Genomic DNA, 22,657 nt, shown 5'->3' with positions numbered 1-22,657 from the left:
CTTGGTAATTGCTCCCAACCAACTCTAGTTTTTCAATCCCTGAATGATCTTTTCAGATCAGGGAAGCCACCCAAAGACATTCTTGCAGAACGTTTTGTATCGGTACTTTCTTTTGAGTGATCTTCAAATATCACAACATCATCATACGAAGCGGGCAACAGTTGGGTTGTCATGGATGAAATCGGTATTGTTGTTATTGCACGTAACGAAGGGGCGCGTTTACAGGCGTGCATTCGCTCGCTGTTACCATTGACAAAGAAAATCGTTTATGTCGATTCTGGTTCTACGGACGGTAGCCAGGTGTGGGTGACCGCACAGGGAATTGCCATAGTTGAATTGGATTTGCAGCTTCCATTTACAGCCGCCCGAGCACGAAATGCGGGTTGGGAACACCTCCTAAACCTCTATCCTGAAATTAGTTACGTACAATTCGTGGATGGAGACTGTGAAGTACAAGCAAATTGGCTACTTGATGCAAAAAGCATTCTTGTGAACCACCCCAAAGTGGGTGCGGTGTGTGGGCGGAGGCGGGAGAGATATCCCGACAGAACAATCTATAACGCATTGTGCGATATTGAATGGAACACTCCAATAGGTGAGACAAAAGCCGCTGGTGGGGATGTGATGATGCGTGCAAGCGTGCTGCAGGCCGTTTCCGGATACAACCCCACGGTGATTGCGGCAGAAGATGATGAAATCTGTCTGCGGATCAGAAGAACTGGCCAGCAAATTTGGCGAATCGATTCCGAAATGACCATTCATGATGCAGCAATGTACCGTTTCCATCAGTGGTTTAAGCGTGCAGTGCGTGCAGGTTATGCGTATGCACTTGGAAACTGGCTCCATGGTAGTGGGCCTGAAAAGCAATTCCGGAAAGAAATCCGCCGAATCTGGAGAACTGCATTTCTGTTACCCCTTCTTGCATCGGCACTTGCCTGGCCAACTTGGGGAATCAGTCTGATTTTCTTGCTCTATTACCCGCTTCAAGTAGTTCGAATTGCCCAACGAACTCGCAAGAGGGGCTATAGCATCAAAATCAGCCTGGCCTGGGGGATCAGTTGCATCCTCGATAAATTGCCACAATTGATAGGTGTATTAAAATTCCATCGTAATCGATTGTTTTCTCGCCAAGCCACCATCATCGAATACAAGTGAGAAGAATTTTGGCTGAAGCACAACATCGCGTTGCTATTGTGGGTGCTGGCTATATCGCCGATTGGCATCTGAAAGCATTGAAAACGATTCCGAATCTGAAGGTCGTGGCTGTATGCGACAGCAATGCATCCAGAGCAGAATCTTTTGCAAAATCATATGGAATAAGTACTTACGTAAAATCAATTGATGAGTTAGTTGCTGCCGGAATTTGCAATGTGGCCCATATACTGTTGCCCGCTGATCTTCACCATTCAGAAGCGTCTAAGCTGCTGGAAAATCAGATTGATGTGCTGCTCGAAAAGCCCGCTACAACCAGTGTAGCAGACTGCCGGCATTTGGCTGAAGTGGTGCACAGAACTGGACGGCATCTAGGAGTCAGCCATAACTTTTTGTTTGATCCAAATTATGTTTTTTTGCGTAACTCATTGCACAATAAAGAATTAGGAAAAATTCGCGATGCCCGGCTTTGTTGGCACCGCGAATTGCCATTTGCTAAAAATGGACCATTTCACACCTATGCCGTGCGGCAACCTGGAAATGTCATTTTTGAAGTGGGCCCGCACCTGATTGCGGCTTTGATTGACCTCTTCGGGATGCCGAATGAAGTCCATTCGACAACCTCAGGTAAACTTCATCTCCCAGGTGGGGGGCATTTTTTTCAGAAATGGAATGTGCATGCCAAGTGTGCCAACGGAGAGGAAGTTTCCCTAACTTGGGATTTTGGCAGTAGTTACGGCCAGCATTGCATCGAAGTACGTGGTAGAAATGGGCTGGTGATCGCAGATCTGGAATCAGGTACTGCTGTTATGGATCGTTATGGTGCTGGGATGCTTGATTGGGAAAGGATGAAACGCACCGTCCGGCATGGTAAAACGCTGATTTGGCAGGGAAAACGGAACTGGCGATCCTATCTGCTGTCAAAGTTGAAATTGAAGAAACATGGCAACCTCTTTGGTGCCAGTATTTTTCACAGCTTGTCGGAATTTTATCGTGGACGAGAATCTGGAACTTTAGACCCACGCTTCACAATTGATTTTGCGACTCTGGTGATTGATTGTTGCGAAAAAATTGTGCAACAGGCAATTGGTGCTGTGGAAGTCCGTCTCCCTGAACCCGCACCTTTAAAACAAACTGCAACAGGTAAGCCCACAGTTCTGGTTCTGGGTGGGACAGGCTTTATTGGTCAATCACTCGTGCAACAATTAGTTCGTGAAGGCCATTCCGTGCGGCTTCTGGCTCGCGATCCTGATCGAATTCCGTTGAAAATCAGTGCATTACCGCTGGATCTGGTGCGTGGAGACCTGACAAGACCAGAAACAATCCATACAGCTTTGGAAGGCATCGAAACCGTTTTTCACCTCGCACGTGCCTACGGCAATCGTTGGGAAGATTACCTGAAAGGCGAGGTATACCCCACACTCGAGCTTGCTTCTTTGTGCGACCAGGCATGTGTGAAACTACTGGTTTATTCCAGTACCATTGACAGTTACTATTCTGGAGATCTCAATTCTGTATTACAAGATAATACCAAACTTGACCCCAAAATTCACCGCCGAAATCTCTATGCCCAATGTAAAGCATTGTGCGAAAAGAACTTAGAGCAATTTTCACTGTCGCACTGTTTGAAGATCGCAGTGGCACGCCCAGGCATTGTGATCGGTTCTGGTGGTTCACCATTTCATTGGGGCGTTGGCATGTGGTACCACGAAAACACTTGCCTGACCTGGGGCACAGGCGACCACCCCCTGCCCTTTGTACTGGCAACTGACGTGGCTACCGCGTTGACAGCACTACTACGACAGAATTCCGAGGTTTCCCAGTTCCAGACGTTTAATCTGGTGGGAGATCCGGTGTTAACTGGCAGAGAATATCTGAAATTTCTCTCAGAATTTTCTGAAAGCCAGATTACGACGAAACCCACTTCAGCGTGGTACCACTTCAGGAATGATTTGTTGAAATGGCTGGTAAAAATTGTGGTTCGGCACCCAAACCGTCGCCGGCCAAGTTACCGAGATTGGAAGTCTCGCTACCACATTTCGCGCTATGAATCGAACTTTGCCAAAGAAATCCTACAATGGCAGCCCGCAAATCGCGAAAAACTGATTAAGGAAGGAATAGAATTAGCCGTGACCACCTGGATCGAATAGCAGAATGAAGATCGCATACCTGACGAATCAGTACCCATACATCCGGCATACCTTCATCCGCAGAGAAATTCAGGCCCTTGAATCGCTGGGGGAAACAGTTTATCGCTACTCAGTGCGAGACTCCGGTAAAGATTCCCCAGATTCGGCAGACATTGCAGAATACTCTCAGACACGGGCACTCCTTTCTGTGAACATGCTCAGTATTTTGTGGATCACCTGGGTCACCTTTTTTCGTTCTCCAAGTCGATGGTTTAATGCCTTTGGTATTGCATCGCGTCTTGCAAGAAAAGCTAGCAATGGCTACTTTCGCAATCTGTTTTACTTTTGCGAAGCATGCGTGCTGAGAAAATGGCTCGCAAAGAACGAGGTGGAGCATCTCCATGTACACTTCGCAACGAATCCGGCGTCGATTGCGTTGCTTTGCCGCAAACTGGGTGGCCCCACATACAGTATCACGGTGCATGGTCCAGAAGAATGGGACCGGCCAGAAGCGTTGAGTTTGCAGGAAAAATACGAACAGGCAGCTTTTGTTGTAGCAGTTTCCGATTTTGGTCGTTGTCAGATATTTCGCTGGATTGACCCCGCGTTTTGGTCCAAAGTGTATGTGGTCCATTGTGGCGTCGACCTGGCTTATCTGGAATCGACACCAGATCCCGTTCCCGATACCAACAAATTGCTTTCTGTAGCTGGTCTAGTGCCACAAAAAGGCCACCTGCTCTTGCTACCTGCCCTCAAGAAAGTCAAAGAAATGGGGCACCAGTTTCAGATGGTGTTTATTGGCGATGGGCCCCTGCGAGAGCCGATCGAAAAGATGATTCAAGACCTGAACTTACAAGATTGTGTCACATTATTGGGGTGGCAGAGCAATACCGAAGTCCAACAACAATTGCATCGATCACGGGCATTAATAATGCCAAGTTTTGCTGAAAACCTTCCTGTTGCGATGATGGAAGCATTTGCCACTGGTAGACCCGTGCTGGGGACTTATGTTGCAGGTATTCCAGAGTTGATTGAGCATGGAGTCAATGGTTTCCTTGTACCATCGGGGAATGTTGACGCTACCTGCAAAGCAATTATCCAGCTACTGACACTATCTAACGATCGCTTGAATGCAATGGGCTTTGCAGGTTTTCAAGCAGTAAAATCGAACCACTGTGTTACCACAGAAACAAAAAAACTGCGACAATTATTTGAACAGACGATTTCAGACAACCAGAAGAAAAGCTCCAAGTAAACGAATGAAATTTGATCTCCATATGCACACGTGCCGTTATTCACCCGATAGCGTCATTGATCCGTACGAATTGGTAGAACACGCGGTTAGAATTGGATTGGATGGAATTGTACTGACCGAACATGACCGTCTTTGGCCAGAAGATGAATTGGATGAATTACGTAGTTATGCCCCACGGTTGACGATCCTGGGTGGGGTGGAAGTAACCGGAAAGCAAGGTGATGTACTTTGTTATGGGATTCAATCCCTCGATTACTTACCGAAGGGCATTCACTGGGTTGATCTATGCCAGGAAGTGCATCGCCAGGGTGGGGTTTGTGTGGCGGCACATCCTTTTCGCTGGGAACAGGGATTTGATATCATTTGCGAAAAATATCAACCAGAACTGGATGGTATGGAAATGATGTCGAACAACATGTTTCCTGAAGTGCGTGCAAAAGCCGCAGCCTATGCAATGCAACAGCCACGTTTTGCCCAACTGGGGAACAGCGATGCACATGAACTGTTCGTGCTTGGCAGGTGCTTTACTATGATGAAAACACCCGTCAAGAACAACGAGGATCTGATTCTGGCAATTCAACAGCAACTGTGTTATGCAGTCGATGGCCCACTTTTCCTGAAATCTGCCTCCTAAACTGACCTACTCAAAATTAACGAATCAGGTGTTCTGGTCCTTCTCGGATCTTCTTTTCTCGATTGCGGCCTTCAACTGCACTTCATACTCTGCATCCAATTCCCGCATCTCAATCGTATCTCGTTTCGATTGCCACCACGACCAACTGATTGCCAGAAAACCTACCAGTACAATTGCTGCCGTGAGGAGATAATTTGGCTCACTCCCGTTTTTCAGGTTATGTACCAGCACCAATGGCAGCACCAGTAGGGCTACCATATTCATCACTTTAATCAGTGGGTTGATCGCGGGACCTGCAGTGTCTTTCAATGGATCGCCAACGGTGTCACCAGTAACACTTGCCTTGTGTTGCTGTGAACCTTTTCCAGAAAGATCGGATGGTTCCTGGTCTTCGATCATTTTCTTTGCGTTATCCCATGCACCACCTGCGGTAGCCATAAAGACGGCCAACAATTGTCCCACAACCATCATGCCAGCGAGGAAGCCTCCCAACGCGTAGGGGCCCAACAAAAAGCCCACAAGAATTGGTGCAAAAATTGCCAATAATCCTGGTCCGATCAGTTCTCTTTGTGCGGTGGTGGTACAAATTCCGACCACTCGGGCGTAGTCCGCAGGTTCCGTTCCTTCCCAGATTTCTTTCTTTTTGAACTGATTTCGGCATTCATTGACGATCAAGTAGGCAGCCCGACTAACTGCCCGAATCGTCATACTGCTGAACAGAAAAGGCACTGCACCTCCCAGCAACATGCCAATAAATACTTCAGGTACCGCAATCGAAAGCAAACCAGTCTTTTCGGCAAAGTCGCCTTTGGTGATTTCATTGATTTTTTCTTCAGAACCTTTCACCAGCACCGCGATAAAACTGGCAAACAACGACACTGCTGCCACCACTGCAGAACCAATCGCAATTCCTTTCGTAATCGCCTTTGTAGTATTACCTGTGGCATCGAGGTCTGTCAGTATCTGGCGGGAAGACGCGATTGCCGCTGGTGACATGTATTCGGGATCAGTAGGAGATAATTGCTGGAATCTGGTATCACGATTGTAGCCCATCTCACCAATGCCATTGGCGTTGTCTGCAACTGGACCAAACACATCCATGCTGAGCGTGTCGCCTGTGAGTGCCAGCATTCCAATGCCACACATCGCAATACCGTAAGCAGTGAAAATAGGGCTTTCTGCGCCCGAATACACGTAGACACCAGTAAAAATCCCCACCGCAATGAGCAGTACCGCCCACACGGTACTTTCGTAGCCAATGGCGATCCCCTGAATGATGTTCGTGGCATCTCCTGTGCGGGAATTTTTTGTAATCGAACGTACCGGACTGTATTCAGTGCTGGTCCAGTATTCTGTCTTAAACATCAATGCGAGTGTCAGCAAAATACCCACCAGGCAGGCGACGGCAGGACGAATATCCAAACCATGCTTTACCGGAACGATACTGTCAGCCTCCTCGAATACACTCCGCTCAATAACCCCCTCTTTGGTAGTTATTTTCATTGGAATTTCTGCGATTCGATTCTGCTCTTCTTCGCTGAGTTTTCGCCATTTCTCGTGGGCTAATTTGGCATTCTTCTCATTTTCCTGCAGCCCTAATGCTACGCGAAATTCAGGATAGTTAACCAGGCCACGTTCAATGGCCTGTTCAACGATGTACGGTTTCTCGAAACGTAAAAATAAGAAGCCTACCAGAAATATACCTGCAACGGTCAGCAGTGCACCAATTCGAAAACTATTGTTGATCGCAGCCATGGCACCACCTGCACCCGGCCCTGGGTCTTTTTTCCCCACCAGCGCAGTGCTGATCATACTGCTGAGAATCCCCACCGCCTGAAAGAGCAGTGGGAGAATCATTGCTTTGGTACCAAAGGCTGCGTAACCCAGAATCATGGCCGCTACCATCGTTACCGTGTAACTTTCAAACACGTCCGCAGCCATCCCTGCACAATCCCCCACGTTGTCGCCAACATTGTCAGCAATGGTGGCAGCGTTGCGTGGGTCGTCTTCGGGAATATCCTGTTCAATTTTACCAACGAGGTCGGCACCGACATCGGCAGCTTTGGTATAGATACCCCCACCCACACGCATGAATAGTGCAAGCAAGGAACCGCCGAATGCAAATCCTAGCAGCGTTTCATAGGCTTTTTCACCCATGAATAATACGATTACGCACCCACCCAGCAGACCCAGGCCAGTGGTAAGCATACCTGTCACTGTACCAGTCTGGTAACCAAGTCGCATCGCTGGTGCCATGCCCAGGCGGGCTGCGGAAGCTACGCGAAGGTTCCCTTCGGTAGCAAGTTTCATGCCAAAAAATCCAACTGTGGCTGAAAAAATTGCACCAATAAGAAAAGCAATACCTCTGGAAGCAGCAATCGCCTGCACTTCAGTGTTGGTGCTATCACCAAATGGCCATTTTGCAACAATGATCAACACAGCTAAGATGACAAGGAGTACGGAAACTATCCGAAACTGCTTTTTCATATACTCATTTGCGCCCTTCCGTACCGCATCAGCAACAGCCTGCATTCCGGAAGTGCCAGAATCGGCACGAAACACCTTCTTACTGAGTATTGCTGCATAAACGATTGCAGCACAGGAAGTTAGTAGTGCTCCCAGCAACGCAAGTTGTTCCACCATTGAAAAATGAGTGGTGTCAAAAAATGTTGCAAACGGCTGCCAGCCTGTATGTGCGGTGGTGAGGTCGTTCTGGGGTGCTGCACCCAGCAGGATTGCGGCACCGATTACGACAACCACATGCAGCAATATTCGTAGTTTGCGACTTTGCAGTCCAGGTATCTTCAACGGCATTGGTTGACCTGTTCTATTTGGGGAGGAATAACAAAGCCGCCCGTATCCCATTGGAGATGCGTCGGCGGCCATATCTAGGTAGAGGATTATATAAAATTAATGAAATTTTGGGCAATCCGAAAAATAGTCCTGCCACAAACCATTTTCCGCACTGATTTCCAGCCAAAAATTCTCCAATTTCTCCCAGGTGGGGCCTCCTGGGGAAGTCGGTTGAGCACCAATTTGTGAAACTTTCTTCATTATAAAAGTGGAATTTGTGATCAGTACCACTTCTGCTGTGATCAATTCGCTGAGCAAAACTGGGCGAAATTTTGTTGGAATTGATAAACTTTCAGCCAATTCGAAAATTAGTTTTCGGGCAATTCCTGGCAAAGTTTCCCGTTCAGGTGGGCTCACCAGCACTCCATCGATAATTGCAAGGACATTTGCTCGAGCAGTTTCATAGATAAACGGATCTGCAAGACGCGAAGTAAATAGTGGTTCAAATCCTGCTGGAACAGATTGACTTGCAACCCACCAATGCAGTCGAGAGCGATGTTTGACCGATGACAATTCCATCGGCGTGCATTCATAAGGGAATAATTTGTATTGATCGGATCCTACGATCTGTGGCAGAAACTGAATCGATAACGCAGCACCCGATGATTTCGGTAACATCAACAGAATAACCTGCCACAATTTACCTGCTTTTCCCAAATTAAGCTGAATTCCAACCTCAACCAAGTTCTTGATGGATTCATGATCTGCCACTAGTGGAATCTTTGCCAATTCAGCACTTTGCATCAGCCTTTCGATGTGTGCTGCTAAGCGAAAAGGTTTTTCGTCGCGAATCTGAGTTCGATCAGTGACAATTGCTCCCCACATTAACCCAGGATGATCGAATGCCAAGGAAACCTGGTTTGCAGGCACCCAATGTCCGTCGAACCACCAGAGGACATCTTTATTCACTGAGATTCCTCAACGATTTGTGTTAGCACTTCAACTGTTCGGTGGGTGGCACCGAGTTGGGAATGTGCATAATTTTTTGCATTGGCACCCATTGCTGCAGCAGTGGTGCGGTCAGTCAACATTTTTTCAAGTTGAAATGCCAATTCGGCTTGATCGTGGACGACCACTGCACCATTGTGGTGCAATAACCCATTGACTGCATCCCGAAAGTTCCAGGTGTGGGGACCAAAAACAAGCGGAATCCCCAATCCAGCCGGTTCAATCATACTCTGCCCGCCTCGTGTGGTACACAAACTACCACCTACAAAAGCAACATCAGCCAATGCCCAGACAGTGCCCAATTCTCCCATTCGGTTAATCAATATAACAGGCTTGTTATATACTTCCGATTTTTGAAATTGTTGCGTGCGTAACTGGCATTCAAAACCAGCACCACGAATGAGGTGTTCCACTTCGACAAACCGTTCTGGAGAACGAGGAACCAGAATGAGTCGCAATTGATTAAATTTTGCTAACAAATTCTGGAATACTTGCAGGCAGATCTCTTCCTCTGGTGCATGCGTGCTGCCTGCCACAAATACTACTTGATTAGTATGAATTCCCAGTTCTTGCCGCATCCTGCCTAATGTATCAGGCGAAATCACGACTGAAGATCGATCGTATTTCACCGAACCTGTGATAGTCAGGCGATTGGAGCAAACCCCAAGCCCAGCCATCAACTGGGTGTAATGTTCGCTTTGCATGCAGAAGTGAGTGACTTTTCTCAACAACAGGCGATACAGAATTGACTTGAACAGCTGGTAGCGTTTTGCAGATCGTGGAGAAATTCGGCCATTTACAACAACGACCGGAATCTTGACTTGATTGGCGATAGTTAGAAAATTCGGCCATAAATCGCTTTCAGCAAGGACGATCAGCTTCGGTTTCATTGAAAATAGAGTGCGTTTCACAGCCCAGGTAAAATCAAATGGTGCCGCACAAACATTTTCGATTCCAAATATCCGACACGCTTCATCGTAACCCGCATCCGTAGAAGTTGAGAGATAAAACCCCCACCCTGAGTGGTGTTGTAGAAAGCTGCGAATGATCGGTTCAAGCAGATGCACTTCTCCAACGCTGACACCATGGAATAGTGCGTAAGGCTTTTGTGAAGAAGACTTTACAGTAGTACCCAATAATTTGGGAAGCAATAATCGGCGGTAGCGGCCTGTTTTCGCACGTCGTCTCAGCAGAAAAGGTGCCAGCAGTGCCAGAATTAGCACATAAAACAGGTCCAAAATGTAAACCATACTCCATCTTGGTTAGGGTGCCACCAAATTCCACCATATCGCCATGTAGCAATATTGCAGTTCGGCAATTAGCTTTTGGGTGATTGCTTCATGTGGCAATTCTTGTACTTTTTGCCACTACCACATGGACAAGGATCGTTGCGCCCCACTTTCTGATTAGAATTGCGGATCGGTTCGGGACGGGAAGTCTGTGCACTGTTGGTTTGCTGCTGGTCATCCACTCGCTGCATTAGCTCGTCCGCGTAACTTCCTGCAGATTCGTGCTTTGTGATCATATTCTGCTGGGCAACCGGTGGGGCTTCTTCAGTGGTTTCTTCGATCCGGAAAATCATATCGGTTACACGGTCGTTCAATCCTTCCCACATCACATCAAACTCACGCATCCCTTCCTGTTTGTATTTGATCTTCGGATCGACCTGTGCATAGCCCCACAATCCGATTCCGGATTTTAAGTGTTCCATCGTCTGCAGGTGTTGCTTCCAAGCTGAATCCATCAACTCCAGCAGTAAATGACGCTCCATATGATGTATTTCGTGGCGGAAATGCTCATCGAACAGGTTGTATACTGCGTTCTGCAGGTCATGAACCGTTTTCAGGTCGTCGAATCGTTCTTCAGGCAACTGGAGATCCCAGTTGTCCTTCATCCATTGCTGAACCTTGCTGACATGCTCACTTGTGAGTTTTTTTTCATTTTCGACAATCTCTTCGATCTGCTCCAGTACGTCCCACTGTGGCACTGTGGGATACTCTGCTTTGCTTGCTTCCAGAAGAAGATTTTTCAAGGCACCACGCGATTCGCTGCTGAAAGTGTTTTCGTCGAACTTGCTTTGCGATTTCGGGAAACGTTGCAATGCCCATTGATGCAATCCTGCACGATTGTAACGTTCTCCACTACCAGATTCTGCCATGAAGTTGGACATTCCCACGCTGACAGGATAAACAATATCCCGTTCGATGGAATGTTCACCAATCAATTTCAATAACTGCTGTTTCACTTCGGAATCAGTGCCTTGGCAAGCAGTTAACGGAATTTCCATGTGGAACTTGTTCTGTGCCCACTGCATCAGACTGAAAGAGCCCCATGTTTCGTCGTAGAACTGAGCCCCACCCGATAAATCGATCGTTTCCAGATACCGGTTACCTTTCTCCAGCAGCATCACCTGCAAGTCGTCGCGCTCAATTTTCTTAAGGTCCCTTTCCTGCAGGTTCTGCTGAAATCGGGAATTGATCAGACGAGTGAATTCCTGCCACTTCCAATCACTGGGATCATCAGAAAGCGACAGATTCTCTTCCATCGCTTCGGTTAAAAACAATTGCAAATTGTTGGATGCACGTTCGATTGCAGCATGCTTCGCATCTTCAAAGCTCAATCCAGCGAAGTCACCTTCATGAAACTCCAGATTTAAGCGAGATGAAGCAAATGCTCGGAATGATTCACCTGCATAATTTTCATCCAGATAGTTGTCGATTGCCGCATCCAACTGCTGCTGAATCATTCGATCGATCTTCAATCGTGGGTTGGCACCATGAAGAATCTGCTGGCGTTCGCCATAGATCCGCTTCCGCTGGGCATCCATTACCTCATCGTATTCCAGCAGATTTTTTCGAGATTCGAAGTGATATTCTTCAATTTTCTTCTGGGCAGCCTGAATCCGCTTGGTAACCATACGGCTTTCAATTGCCTCACCCTCTTTCATTCCAAGACGGGTCAGAACGTTTGCCACCCACTCCCCGGCATACATCCGCATTAAGTCATCGCGAAGTGAAAGATAAAATCGGGAAGAACCAGGGTCTCCCTGACGACCTGCTCTACCACGTAGCTGGTTATCAATCCGGCGGCTTTCATGACGCTCGGTGCCGACAATGTGCAGGCCACCCATTTCAATGATTTCACGACCGGAAATCTTGGTCTTTTCCCGTGCTTCAATCGCGTCAACGGTCTGCTTCCAGACATCCTCTGGGACTTCCAGCCGACTTGGATACTGGTGCCGCAATTGGGCCCAGGCCATGTATTCTGGATTCCCACCAAGGATAATGTCAGTACCACGACCAGCCATATTGGTCGCAATTGTTACTGCACCTTTTCGCCCAGCTTGGGCGACAATTTCCGATTCGCGTGCCACATATTCCGGCTTGGCATTCAGCAGTTCGTATTTAATCCCCACTTTACGGAGCATGGCGGCTAGTTTTTCCGATTTTGCCACATCAGTGGTGCCCACCAGAATGGGTCGACCAGTAGCATGCACTTCTTTGATTTCACTCAGAATAGCATTCCACTTCTCTTCATCGGTGCGATAGACCATATCAGGATGATTAATCCGCTGCATCACACGATTGGTGGGAATCGCAATCACATCCAGCTTATAAATTTTCCAGAACTCATTTGCCTCGGTCATGGCGGTTCCGGTCATCCCGCACAATTTGTCGTAAAGTCGGAAAAAGTTCTGCAGGGTTACGGTGGCCAGTGTTTGCGTTTCTTCCTTAATTTTTACGCCGTCGCGCTTGTGCTTGGCTTCTACTGCCTGGTGCAAACCATCAGACCATTGGCGACCATACATTGCCCGGCCAGTGGATTGGTCGATAATAATGATTTTTTTCTCATTTTCATGCACCATCACCATGTAATCACGATCCACGCGATACAGGTGGTGTGCCTTCAGCGCATTATCCAGCAAGTGAGGCCATTCCATATTCCCTGGGGTGTAAAAACTCTCCACACCAGCCAGTCGTTCCGCTTCCCGCACCCCTTTATCTGTAAGGTTTACCGTGCGTTCCTTTTCTTTCACTTCAAAATAAACGCCCAACTCCCTTTTTTCACCCGGTTTCAGTGGGGCGTCGATTGGTGTTCCAGCGGCAGCCAGTTCAGCACGTGCCTTGTTTTCCAGATCGGTCAGCGTTCGGGCAATCGAATCGGCTTTTTCATACAACCGCAAGTCAGAATTGGCACCACCAGAAATAATCAAAGGTGTTCTGGCTTCATCAATCAGAATGTTGTCCACTTCGTCGATGATGGCATAGTGCAGTTTGCGTTGCACCTGACGGTGATAGGGATGAAATCGCTCATCATTCCACGCCGCCATTTTCATATTGTCGCGGAGATAATCGAAGCCGAATTCGCTGCTGGTGCCGTAAGTAATGTCGCACTCGTAGGCTTTTCGACGATCCATCGGACCCATGTCTGATTGGATAAAACCTGCGCTAACTCCCAGCGCCTGGAAAATCGGTAACATCCACTCGCAGTCACGACGTGCCAGGTAATCGTTCACAGTGATGACGTGCACACCCTGTTCTGTGAGGCAGTTCAGGTAGGCAGGCAGCGTGGCGACCAGGGTTTTCCCTTCACCAGTCACCATTTCGGCAATATTCCCCTCATGAAGGACAATCCCACCAATAATCTGCACATCGTAGTGGCGCATATTCTTGGTGCGCTTGGCGGATTCCCGAGTTGCGGCAAACGCTTCAGGCAAAATCGCCTCAATGCTCTCACCGTTTTTTAATCTTTCTCGAAACTTAACTGTTAAGCCTTTCAGTTCCTCATCGGAAAGTGCGGCCATCTGCGGTTCCAATGCGTTAATGATTGCTAACTTGGAATTCGGGGTAATCGAGTGGGGCTGATTGGGATCTTTACTTTCCAGAAAGCCCAGATTCCGCACATATCGCTCATTACTTGTTCGAAAAACTCGAGTCAGTAGTCTTGCAAACCCATCTCCGAATGCAGTAAATTTTGCACCAATTTTTTCCAGGAAGTTCATCTCCATTCCGGAATCTTCTGCCATGGGTCGCACTCTCTTTCCTGAGGAAGGTCATCTGGTTCCAATATATCGCCGCACTACCAATTTAATTGTGATAATTCTCCCCGTCAATACGACGATACTATTCACCTGGACAGCAAAAGCCTGTTTTCTCGCTGAACGATTAAAAAGTGCCTCTTTCAAGTTTTCAGAAAGCCACCAGTTCAACTGCATTCAGAAACTATCGCAGAACTAACAAATCTGGTAAGATAACTGGCCGAAACTTGTTCAGGAGTCTTCTTTGAAACGAACAGTGAAACTTCTCCCGTTAGCATTTCTGGTGGGGATGGCGTGCATCGTTTTTGCCAATCCCGAGCCACCAAAATCGGGCTATCAGCCCAAATTAGCCAAGGCATCTGACGAAGCCCAGAAAAATATCGCAAGATTTAAAAAATCATACGAAAGTTTGAGCGTTTCCGTCTGGGCGGCAGAACCAATGGTCACCCACCCAGTTGCAATTGCTTTTGATGAACACGGTCGGTGCTACGTTGCAGAGACTTTTCGGCACTCCCGTGGCACCACCGATAATCGCAGCCATATGAACTGGCTGGATGATGAACTGGCTGCCAGAACGGTGGAAGATCGAGTGAAAATTTATCAGAAAGATGCTGGGAAAAATTTCTTAAAGATTTATGAGAGCGAAAAAGAAAGGGTCCGCTTGCTGCAGGACACGAATGGTGATGGTACTGCAGATCGCTCTACAGTATTTGATGATGAATACGGCAAAGCTGCTGATGGGTTGGGGGCTGGCGTGCTCGCTCGAAAAGGCAATGTTTACTTCACATGTATTCCCGATCTTTGGCTGTTAGAAGATCCGAAAAACACAGGTTATCGGACAGCACGCAAATCACTTTCCAGTGGATATGGCGTTCATACCGCGTTCATTGGGCACGATTTACACGGATTGCGAATTGGTCCAGATAAAAAACTGTACTTTACCGTGGGTGATCGGGGACTGAATGTCACTTCAAAAGAAGGTAAACGGCTGTTTAATCCCGATTCCGGTGCCGTGCTGCGGTGCAATCTGGATGGCAGTGATCTGGAAATTTATGCCACTGGATTAAGAAATCCTCAGGAATTAGCGTTCGATAATTACGGCAACCTGATCACAGTCGACAACAATTCCGATTCTGGTGACCAGGCACGACTGATTGACTTGGTTCAAGGTGGGGATTCTGGCTGGAGAATTGGCTACCAATACGGTAGTGGCATGCACGACAGTACCGTCAAACAGGGGAATCGTGGGCCATGGAATTATGAGAAACTTTGGGTTCCCAATCAAGCTGACCACCCAGCCTATTTGCTGCCACCACGGAAAAACTTTACCAGCGGTCCATCCGGTCTGACCTATTACCCTGGCATTGGTTTGGATTCAAAGTATGAAAATCACTTTTTCCTGTCAGAATTTCGTGGCGGGTCCGGCAATAGTGGCGTTTGGGCATTTCAACTGAAGCCGCAGGGGGCAACTTTTGAGCTTGCCCGCTCAGAACAATTTTTGTGGAACACACTGACCACCGATTGTGAATTTGGCCCGGACAGCAACTTGTATGTGGCAGACTGGAGTGAAGGCTGGAATACATCTGGGAAAGGCCGAATTTACAAAGTTTCCGATGAAAAGGCACAGTCGAATCCTGCAGTTCAGGAAGCCCAGAACTACCTGAAAGATGGTCTGGAACAAATGGAATTTGCCAAACTGATAAAGTTGCTATCCCACCCCCACCGAGATGTGCGCCAGGAGGCCCACTTCGAACTTGCTCTACGTGGGTTTCGCTCCTTGCCACATCTTGAAAAGTATCTGGATGAAAAACCCACGGCTTTGGGTGCAGTACACGCACTCTGGGCAGTTGCGATGATCGCTAAAAATGTGAACGCGGCTCAGGAATTGCTCGAAAAATCCTTAAAACAACCAGACAACCAGGTGCGTGCAGCTGCGATCAAGGCATATGGTGAACTCCCCACTGCATCTCATCAAATATTAATGAATTTTCTTTCAGACAGCCACCCCCGAGTGCAATTGAATGCAGCCCTCGGCTTAGGGAATCTGTCACCCGATAGCAGAAATTCAGCCGCCTTGAAACGAGCTCTGTTTGATCTGATTGCCAAAAATAACAATCAGGACACCTACATCCGCCATGGTGGGATCATTGCACTGGCAAGTCAGGTGGACACCACCGAGCTGGCGAAAGCAAAATCAGAACCAGACCCCGCGATTCGTCTAGCAGTGGTGGCTGCATTGCGAAAAAAAAATTCTGTTCTGCAATTGAATGGAACCAGTGTGGATGATGAGAAAATTGCACAAAATTCCGCCGCAATTCAAGGATTTTTAACAGATGTGGATTCCAAAGTAGTGGCTGAGGCAGCACGTGCGATCATCGATGAAGAGCCAAAACTATCGAATCTGGAAGGACTTGCGAAAATTCTGAGCAATCCCACGCTGCCACCCGTGGTTATTTATCGTGCATTGAATGCAAATTACATTCTGGGTCAACCCGCGAATGCCAACGCACTGGTCGATTTTGCAGCTAACAGCCCCCAGCCACCATATCTTCGAAAAGCAGCATTGGAGTTATTAGCTAACTGGGCAAAACCACCTCGGCGGGACTTTGTCGATGGCAGTACCCAGGCTCTGCCGAGTCGTCCCGCAGATTCAGCGGTGAATGCAATCAAATCGCAGTTAGGTAAACTTTTCGGTGCAAATGAAGAAATTCGGAAGCAGGCTGCCACTACCGCATCCAAGTTGGGAATTAAAGAAGTTGTTCCGTTTCTGACAGCTATTGCTTTGGACAAAAAGGCGCCGGATGTCGAACGATCGGAAGCGTTGAATGCATTGAGCAGCTTGAAAGACCCACAGTTGGCCGTCACCTTGGATCAAACACTGAAAGCTGACCAGCCTCTTGTGCGTGCCACCTCAAGAACGATCATTGCTGATCTCGACCAGAAGCGAACCAAGTCAATGATTGAAGATGGTTTCCATTCCAACTCGGTCGTTGAAAAGCAGGCAGCCCTGAAAACTCTTACGAAATGGAATCGTCCGGAAGCAGATGCTGCGAAAACTGCATTAATGAAACTGTTGTTAGATAATCAACAACCTGCAGAACTCCATCTCGATATTCTGGAAGCAGCAAGCAGCAGTAAATCGAACGAAGTTAAGCAGTTACTGGCTCAATATGAGAAAAAGCGAAATCCAAATGATCATTTGTCTGCCTGGCGTGAGACACTTGCAGGTGGGGATGCAGAACGAGGCAAAGCGTTGTTCATCAACAATTCTGCGGTGCAGTGCCAGCGTTGTCACATCGTGGGTGGTATTGGCGGTGAAGTAGGACCAGTGCTGGATGGAATTGCAGTTGAGAAAAATGCGGAATATCTACTCGAAGCAATCGCAGTACCTAACAAGCAAATTGCAAAGGGCTACGATTCTGTTTTAATCACCACACTGGACGGAAAAAGTGTTTCCGGAATTCTTCGACCTTCACAAAAATCAGGGGAAATCAATCTGATCACGCCTGAAGGGAAAATGATTGTCATTGATAAAGAGAACGTCGAAAGCTCTCGTCCAACGAAATCTGCAATGCCGGAAGACATCATTCAAAAACTGACGAAACGCGAACTACGTGATCTGGTAGCGTATTTGCAAACGTTAAAGACCCCACCACCGAAATAAAGGCAGAGCACTAAATAACGTTCTGCTCTTAAAATCTTAGATGGGATTCAACTTTCAAACATGTGCCGCTGACGCGTGTTGATTCTCAGTGAAATGCAGAATTACGACAGCAGAAGTGGACCTTCTTTGCAGTGATCGGGGTTGCCAAACTGCTTGACATGGTGCCCATACGCATGTGCCAGGGACATCAACAACCGATTGTGGGCGATATTGCGATACTTAATTGTCCGCCCCATCTTAAAGCCCAAACCGCCTCCGACAAGGATGAACGGGATGTTGTTCATCGTGTGGGAGTTCCCTTTACCCAGCTCATTTGTCCAGATGATCGTGGTATGATCAAGCATGCTGCCAGAGCTGCCTGGTTCAGGTGTTTCAGACAATCTCTTCGCAAGATATGCCACTTGTTCGCAATACCAGCGATTAATTTTCACCAACTTGGTCTGGGCATCGGTATTGCTGTCAGGTTCGTGCGAAAGTGCATGGTGGCCTTCTTTCACACCCAGCCAGGTCATGCGTGCCCCACCCACCGAATTGGTGATCTGGTAGGTGGCAATTCGGCTGAAGTCATTCGCAAACGAGTTTACCAGCAGATCAATCTGCATTTTGCTGAGTTTGGGCAGGTTATCGTTGTCATCCCGTACACCAGCGTCCAATTGTGGCACAGGGTGAGTGAGTGCTTTCTGGCTACCCAACGCCAACTCCTGTTCCATATCCCGAACAAAAGTGGCATGTTCATCTAGCAACTTTTTGTCTTCTGCACTTAATTTGCCAGACAATTTTTTCAGATCCGCCTGAATCTCATCGAGCACACTGCCCAACGCTTCTTTCGACTTCATATTGCCATAAAGGCGATTGAACAGTTGGTAAGGGTCGTCAATCGGCGTGTTGGGTTTATTGGGACCTGCGTAAGACATCCGCGTCCAGGTATCAGCACGATCCGGCACAAGCACACCCAGTTCTAATGAGCCAAAACGTGTACGGGTTGCGGGATTTGCCTGCAGGTAATTTTTCAATTCCTGATCGATCGAAATGCCAGTTGACCAGCCAGCAGGCGTATCAGACCCGCCCTGGATATTTCCAGGGAACAATTCGATGCCGGTCAAAAGGCAGCCAATACCACGCATGTGGCCGTCGCCATCCCCACGTATTTTGTCACTGATACCTTGCAGCACCAGCGTCTGGTTCTTGAAGGGTGTCAATGGCTTCAGAATTTCTTTGAAGTCACCAATGGGACCTTCTGCATCTGGCCAGTACTGGTTGGGAACGATACCGTTCGGACTGAATACCACGACCAATCGTTGCTTCCTGGCAGACTGATTGGCAAATCCCAAGCTTGGTAGGTTTAGAATAAAAGGGAGGGATGCTGAACTCAGGCCAAGTTGCTGCAAAAACGCACGACGAGAATGAATCATATTGCATTCCGGTTCAGGTAGGTAAATAACACATATATTATAATGCGAAATTAGAAAAAAGGATTAATTTTTTGCACCTTTTAACATCCTTAAACGCATGTTTATCACATTTCCCAGAGCAGTACCCATATCAATATCGGTTGAAAACTGCCAGCAATCCATGCGTAACTGATTGGCTTCTTTTTGTAATCGATTGCAGAATGTGGCAAAGTTTTTGAGGTATTCATCTCGAAACTGCTTGGGAGAGACTTTCACCATTTGATCGGGGGTTTCCATATTGCGAAATTGTGCGACTCGAGTAAATGGGAAGTGAATCTCATCAGGATCAAGTATCTGGCACAAGATTACTTCGTGATTGCGATGTCGCAGGTACTTTAACGATTGTGTTAACAGATCGAGATCGCCAAAAAAGTCTGAACAGATGACTACCAGACTTCTGCGTTTCAAATATTGGCAGGCAACTGTCTGAATGCATTGACTTAATTCTGTCGTGCCTGCTGGTGCGACATTTTCCAGTAGTTGAAACATTCGCAACAAATGCTTCACCGTGGTGGCTGGGGGTAAATTTTCTTTGACTTCCGAACTGACTGCCAGCAACCCCACCGCATCCGTCTGTTTGAGAAACATATATGCCAGGATTGCTACCAGCCTTCTCGCAAAATCGATCTTTGCAAGCGACTGTCCCTTACCGCGATAGGCCATGCTTTTCGAAATATCGATAATCAAATGGCAATTTAAGTTGGTTTCTTCTTCAAATTCTTTTATGTAGTATTTATCCGTTTTGCCAAATGCCCGCCAATCGATGTGCCTGATTTCATCGCCAGGTGTGTATGGGCGGTGCTCTGCAAACTCAATCGAATAACCCTTGAATGGGCTGCGGTGCAATCCAGTCAGATAGCCTTCAACAATTTGCCGCACGATGAGGTGTAAATTACCTGGTGGGCGAAACGCTTGAAATGAAAATGCTCTCATAAGCTACAACTATTTTTGGAATTTCGCTCGTTTTTTCTCCCACGTGGGGTCGATTTCTGCCTGCCATACTTTCAAATTGCGATATTTCGCCGATTCCCCTGCTACCGTGAGACCAAAGTTTGCAGTTTTCTGATCGAGTTTTTCGTGGCTACCGTAAACCACTTTATCTGATAATTGAACTATCATTTCCTTTTTGTGGACTTCAATCATCACGGTATACCAGGTTTCTTGTTGGAATGCAAAGTCCAACTTACCAATAACTTCTGCCTTATCTGGCCCTTTCTTACCATCCTGATCGTCTTTGCTCAATACAACCCCTTTGGGTGTGAGTCGCACTCGGCCTAAATGCCCCTTGGCATAATTGAAGCTGAAGGAAATTGCTTTTGTACCATTGAGTTGAACTTCTGCCTGAATGATATAGCAATCGCCAACCATGTCTCTGCGCATCACTGCACCATGCATGTCGGCGGCCAACTCTTTACCAGTGATCGATCCATTCTCAACGACCCAGCTTCCTTTGGCAACTTTCCAATCTGCTGCGAGTGGCTTGCTGAAACTATCCTCCAGCATCATCTCTTTTTTGACCAGCATCTGTGGCTTGAGATCCGGCACAGAATCAGCACCAAATGAAAATGAGGTTAATGCAAAAACTGAAAATAAAACGCCATGTCGCATCATACCACTCCGGGAAAGGTTATTTTTGATCATCACCAGGAATATGAACCCACGGTGGCACAAAAAGTTTCGTTGTGGATGAAATCTCAATAATCGCTTTTGCCCAACGATTCCAGCACTTCCTTCATTGCTGCAGCAGTTCGGTACCGATCTGCTGGTTCTTTGGCAATTGATTTGCTGAGGAAGCGACAAATATCATCTTCCAGATCTGGATTAAGCGATTTCGGTTCCCGTGGGGGGCTATTTAAGCGTTTCCGCATTGTGTCTTCGCTGGAAACTGAACGTTCCCACGGTTGCGTACCAGTGAGGATTTCAAAAGCCGTAATTCCAAGTGCATACAGATCAACACGGTGGTCCGTCGATTGTCGTTTAATGATTTCAGGTGCCAGATATTCGGCAGTTCCTGTGCGATTCCCAGGTCGACAGAATTCAGCGGTGTATGGAATCGTTAAGCCAAAATCGATCAACTTTACTTGTCCTTCGAGGTTGACCATGATATTTCGCGGGCACAAATCGCGGTGGAGATAGCCTTTGTCGTGCAGGTAAGCCAGGGCATCACACAATTGAGTCAGGTAGTAAACGCGATTTCCGTTTAACTGGCTGCTTTTGGTTTCAATCAGGTAATTCAACCCAAACCCTTCGATCCACTCCATCACTAGATACGGTTCACCTTTGGTGGTTTTCCCATATTCATAGGTCGTCAAACAATTCGGGTGCTTCAAGCTGAGTGAGATTTCACCTTCGCTTGGTTTTTTAAGCCCCTGAATTTTGAAGCGTTCTTCAAATTTTTTGGTTTTATCCTTGTCAAGAATTTTCAGACAAACTTCCCGACCAAGGTCACTATCGTATGCCTTGAAAACTTTTGACATACTCCCCTGACCTGTTTTACCACTCAGGCGAAAGCGTTTTTCGATATCTACAGTCTTTCCTTTGCTACCACCGGAAAATAAGCCAGCAAGTCCATCGAACAATCCCATACGGGTAACTCCCAGCAAACGACTGCGTTTTAAGAAACCACTTATGAAGTTTATTGGCGAGAGGCCGCGCACTTAAGCATGCTGCATATCACAATAGTCGATCAGTCGTGCCAATTCTGTGCGTAAACTTTTCCGATCGACAATCCGGTCCACAAATCCATGTTCCAAAAGAAACTCGCTGGTTTGAAAACCAGGCGGGAGCTCGATTCGCACCGTATTCCAGATGGTTCTGGCACCTGCAAATCCAATCATGGCACCTGGTTCTGCGAGTGTCAAATCTCCTTGCAGTGCCCAGCTTGCTGCCACCCCACCCATCGTGGGGTGGGTTAACACACAGATATAAAGTCCACCAGCATCATCGTATTTTGCCAGTGCTGCGGATATCTTTGCCATCTGCATCAAAGAGAGAATCCCCTCCTGCATGCGTGCCCCACCACCGGAACCACTGACCATCACCAGTGGCAACCTTAGTCGTGTCGCTTCTTCAATCGCAAAGGTTAATTTTTCACCCACTACAGAACCCATACTGCCTGCCATGAAGTGAAAATCAGTAACACAGATGACCAATGGCCGCCCACGGATATATCCTTTTCCGACAACAGCAGCATCCGTCATGCCTGTTTTTTTCTGTTCATCTTTCAATCGCACTGCATACGACTTTTTGTCGTTAAACTCAAGCGGATCAACGGGTCTTAAATCGGCACACCACTCTTCGAACGAATCGCTGTCAACCAGTTGTTGAATCCGTTCGCGGGCACTGACTGGCAAATGGTAGCCACATTCGGGGCAAACGTGCAACTGGTCCGCAACGGTGCGTCGAAAGAGGGTTGCTTTACACTTCGGGCACGACATCCAGAGACCTTCTGGAATGCCGCGATTCGTTAACTGGGGTGTCATTCGTTGCCTGTACACACAAAACAATTCAAGGCTTACACTCTTTATAACTGT

The 22,657-nt window shown here is 47.4% G+C and carries 14 protein-coding genes; 5 read left to right on the top strand and 9 right to left on the bottom strand.

The window, feature by feature from the left end; genetic code table 11:
- Positions 1 to 171: 171 nt before the first annotated feature.
- From R3B84_05740 to R3B84_05725, 4 genes are read left to right on the top strand one after another with little or no spacing between them, the layout of a single operon-like run.
- Complete coding sequence (locus R3B84_05740; protein MEZ6140055.1) at positions 172 to 1,155, top strand: glycosyltransferase family A protein; 984 nt, start codon at positions 172 to 174, stop codon at positions 1,153 to 1,155.
- A gap of 8 nt (positions 1,156 to 1,163) precedes the next feature.
- Positions 1,164 to 3,302, top strand: coding sequence for a Gfo/Idh/MocA family oxidoreductase (locus tag R3B84_05735; GenBank protein MEZ6140054.1), 2,139 nt, complete (start codon positions 1,164 to 1,166; stop codon positions 3,300 to 3,302).
- A 4-nt stretch (positions 3,303 to 3,306) separates the two neighbouring features.
- Positions 3,307 to 4,536 carry a glycosyltransferase family 4 protein gene (locus R3B84_05730; protein ID MEZ6140053.1) on the top strand — a complete coding sequence of 410 codons (1,230 nt, stop codon included), beginning with the start codon at positions 3,307 to 3,309 and terminating at the stop codon, positions 4,534 to 4,536.
- A gap of 4 nt (positions 4,537 to 4,540) precedes the next feature.
- Positions 4,541 to 5,170 carry a CehA/McbA family metallohydrolase gene (locus R3B84_05725; protein MEZ6140052.1) on the top strand — a complete coding sequence of 210 codons (630 nt, stop codon included), beginning with the start codon at positions 4,541 to 4,543 and terminating at the stop codon, positions 5,168 to 5,170.
- 24 nt (positions 5,171 to 5,194) lie between these two features.
- Here the strand turns inward: R3B84_05725 and R3B84_05720 are convergent, their stop codons facing one another.
- The 4 genes from R3B84_05720 to secA form a co-directional block, all read right to left on the bottom strand.
- Positions 5,195 to 7,984: a sodium/proton-translocating pyrophosphatase gene (locus tag R3B84_05720; GenBank protein ID MEZ6140051.1), complete on the bottom strand. Its 2,790-nt coding sequence runs from the start codon at positions 7,982 to 7,984 to the stop codon at positions 5,195 to 5,197.
- A gap of 96 nt (positions 7,985 to 8,080) precedes the next feature.
- Complete coding sequence (locus R3B84_05715; protein MEZ6140050.1) at positions 8,081 to 8,932, bottom strand: aminotransferase class IV; 852 nt, start codon at positions 8,930 to 8,932, stop codon at positions 8,081 to 8,083.
- Positions 8,929 to 10,221: a 3-deoxy-D-manno-octulosonic acid transferase gene (locus tag R3B84_05710; GenBank protein MEZ6140049.1), complete on the bottom strand. Its 1,293-nt coding sequence runs from the start codon at positions 10,219 to 10,221 to the stop codon at positions 8,929 to 8,931. Before R3B84_05710 ends, R3B84_05715 begins: the two co-directional genes overlap by 4 nt.
- A 68-nt stretch (positions 10,222 to 10,289) precedes the next feature.
- Positions 10,290 to 13,997 carry a preprotein translocase subunit SecA gene (secA, locus tag R3B84_05705; protein ID MEZ6140048.1) on the bottom strand — a complete coding sequence of 1,236 codons (3,708 nt, stop codon included), beginning with the start codon at positions 13,995 to 13,997 and terminating at the stop codon, positions 10,290 to 10,292.
- A 256-nt stretch (positions 13,998 to 14,253) separates the two neighbouring features.
- On the opposite strand from secA, the gene R3B84_05700 reads away from it, so the two are divergent.
- Positions 14,254 to 17,673: a HEAT repeat domain-containing protein gene (locus tag R3B84_05700; GenBank protein ID MEZ6140047.1), complete on the top strand. Its 3,420-nt coding sequence runs from the start codon at positions 14,254 to 14,256 to the stop codon at positions 17,671 to 17,673.
- Between the two features lie 101 nt (positions 17,674 to 17,774).
- On the opposite strand, the gene R3B84_05695 is transcribed toward R3B84_05700, so the two are convergent.
- The 5 genes from R3B84_05695 to accD form a co-directional block, all read right to left on the bottom strand.
- The gene (locus R3B84_05695) at positions 17,775 to 19,085 is read right to left on the bottom strand and encodes a DUF1552 domain-containing protein (GenBank protein MEZ6140046.1); all 1,311 of its coding nucleotides are present in this window, start codon (positions 19,083 to 19,085) and stop codon (positions 17,775 to 17,777) included.
- 63 nt (positions 19,086 to 19,148) lie between these two features.
- A complete protein-coding gene (locus tag R3B84_05690; protein MEZ6140045.1) occupies positions 19,149 to 20,057 on the bottom strand; it encodes a DUF58 domain-containing protein in 909 nt (302 codons plus the stop codon).
- Between the two features lie 9 nt (positions 20,058 to 20,066).
- A complete protein-coding gene (locus R3B84_05685; GenBank protein ID MEZ6140044.1) occupies positions 20,067 to 20,735 on the bottom strand; it encodes a hypothetical protein in 669 nt (222 codons plus the stop codon).
- An 83-nt stretch (positions 20,736 to 20,818) separates the two neighbouring features.
- Complete coding sequence (locus R3B84_05680) at positions 20,819 to 21,709, bottom strand: serine/threonine-protein kinase (GenBank protein ID MEZ6140043.1); 891 nt, start codon at positions 21,707 to 21,709, stop codon at positions 20,819 to 20,821.
- A gap of 72 nt (positions 21,710 to 21,781) precedes the next feature.
- A complete protein-coding gene (gene accD / locus R3B84_05675; protein MEZ6140042.1) occupies positions 21,782 to 22,606 on the bottom strand; it encodes an acetyl-CoA carboxylase, carboxyltransferase subunit beta in 825 nt (274 codons plus the stop codon).
- Positions 22,607 to 22,657: the final 51 nt, after the last annotated feature.

Origin of the sequence: Zavarzinella sp. (genome assembly GCA_041399155.1) — a bacterium.
Classification (GTDB): domain Bacteria; phylum Planctomycetota; class Planctomycetia; order Gemmatales; family Gemmataceae; genus JAWKTI01.
Note: the sequence above shows the minus strand (reverse complement) of the source record. Positions and strands in the feature narration are given on the sequence as shown.